At 30.8% G+C, this 1577-nt stretch carries 3 protein-coding genes; 2 read left to right on the forward strand and 1 reads right to left on the reverse strand.

What is annotated here, in order from left to right; all coding sequences use genetic code 11:
* Positions 1–143 precede the first annotated feature (143 nt).
* Together G0Q09_RS14840 and G0Q09_RS14845 are read left to right on the forward strand one after the other, a co-directional pair.
* Positions 144–986, forward strand: a complete 843-nt coding sequence (locus G0Q09_RS14840; protein WP_371875750.1) for an RHS repeat-associated core domain-containing protein — start codon at positions 144–146, stop codon at positions 984–986.
* A 3-nt stretch (positions 987–989) separates the two neighbouring features.
* On the forward strand, positions 990–1307 hold the full coding sequence (locus G0Q09_RS14845) for a hypothetical protein (RefSeq protein ID WP_068597388.1): 318 nt from the start codon (positions 990–992) through the stop codon (positions 1305–1307).
* A gap of 88 nt (positions 1308–1395) precedes the next feature.
* On the opposite strand, the gene G0Q09_RS14850 is transcribed toward G0Q09_RS14845, so the two are convergent.
* Positions 1396–1577, reverse strand: a 182-nt coding sequence (locus G0Q09_RS14850) for a type II toxin-antitoxin system RelE/ParE family toxin (RefSeq protein ID WP_219035469.1), incomplete at its 5' end; no start/stop codon positions are given.

Consider the following 1577-nt stretch of genomic DNA (forward strand, 5'->3'; position numbering starts at 1 on the left):
AAATCTTTTTTTTCAATTGAAAATCATTATATTTGAATGAATAATGAGGCGTTCATTAAAACTGAAGTAGTGTTGAAAATTTGAAGTATATAGGGGTGTAGGAATACAAATACAACGGCAAAGAACTTCAAACAGACTTAGACATCAACTTATACGACTACGGCGCAAGAAACTACGACCCTGCAATTGGACGTTGGTTCAATGTTGACCCGCTGGCGGAGAAAATGAGACGACACTCGCCTTACAACTACGCTTTTAATAATCCTGTTTTCTTTATAGATCCTGATGGGATGATGGCGGAACCGCCAAGAGATTTTAATGGTAATTTGTGGATTGATACTTCTGGTATTTATTTGAAATATGCTAATAATATTGATAATTCATATGTTAATATTGTGGGAGATACTTCGCAAGTTTATGATACTACAACAGAAACTTATTCTCAAGAAGTATTAATAGGTAACGCTACTACAGAAAGTGGTGCTAGCTATGCGTGGAATAGTGACTTAAGAAGAAATCTTACAGGAGATAAATTTGGTTTTTCTATAGGTGTTGATGGTACAGCAGTTGTTGGATCATCTTTTTCAATAAGTTTTGATTGGATAACTACAGGTTCCGACAAATCATTTTTCCCCTATCTAGGAATCAATACTTCAGCAAATATAGCTGATGGTGTAAACGGTTCAGTAGATTTAACTTTTTCAAAAGCAAGGCACTCAGGAGGAGTTAATGATGTAAGAGCATCTTCATTACCTGGTCCAGAATATGGAGTTAGTATTGGTGGAAAAATAATTGTAGGAGGAGATATTGGCTATTCATACTCTAATGATGGTAAATATGGGTGGCATCAAGTGAACGCAGGGGTAGGATTAGGTTTAGAAGTTGGAGCTACAGCAGCAAATATCAAAGGATCTGTTAATTATAATTGGTTAAATATCCATACAGGAACTGGGAAAATAAATTATTCTGATGCTTTAAAAAAATAATAAATGAAAAAGACGACTATATCATTTTTTCTAATTTCTAGTATTATACTTTCAATATTTACTATAGATCGTTATTTTAATAATGAAGAGGAAAATATTGCAGGAATTATTTTTCAAATAAAAGAAGGAAGAGGAGGAAATCACTATTATTATGATAAGAATAAATATTTTACAGATGACGAATATTTTGAAAATAGATATTCACATTATTTAGAAATAGGAGATTCTGTTTTCAAAGAAAAAAAAAGTGAAGAATTAAAAATATATAAAAAACAGAAGAATAAATATATTTATGAAAAATCATTTTTTTATAAACTATAAAGAAATAGGGTAGTGTTCCAAATGTGTTGTTATTATATAATATATTAATTCACAATAGCACAAAAGGCAAACTAACGTTTGCCTTTTGTTATTTTATAAGTTTTAGTAAAGCTTTAATTTCTTTATCGGAGATAGAATCTTGTTCGCTTTTATCGTAAAGAGAAAGTAGATAAATCGTTTCATTTTCAATAAAAAGATGCGTTATTACTCTTGCTCCGCCGCTTTTACCTTTACCTTTCGACTTTATTGCCAAACGTATTTTGTAACAAT

This window comes from Empedobacter falsenii, from assembly GCF_019308355.1.
GTDB lineage: Bacteria > Bacteroidota > Bacteroidia > Flavobacteriales > Weeksellaceae > Empedobacter > Empedobacter falsenii_B.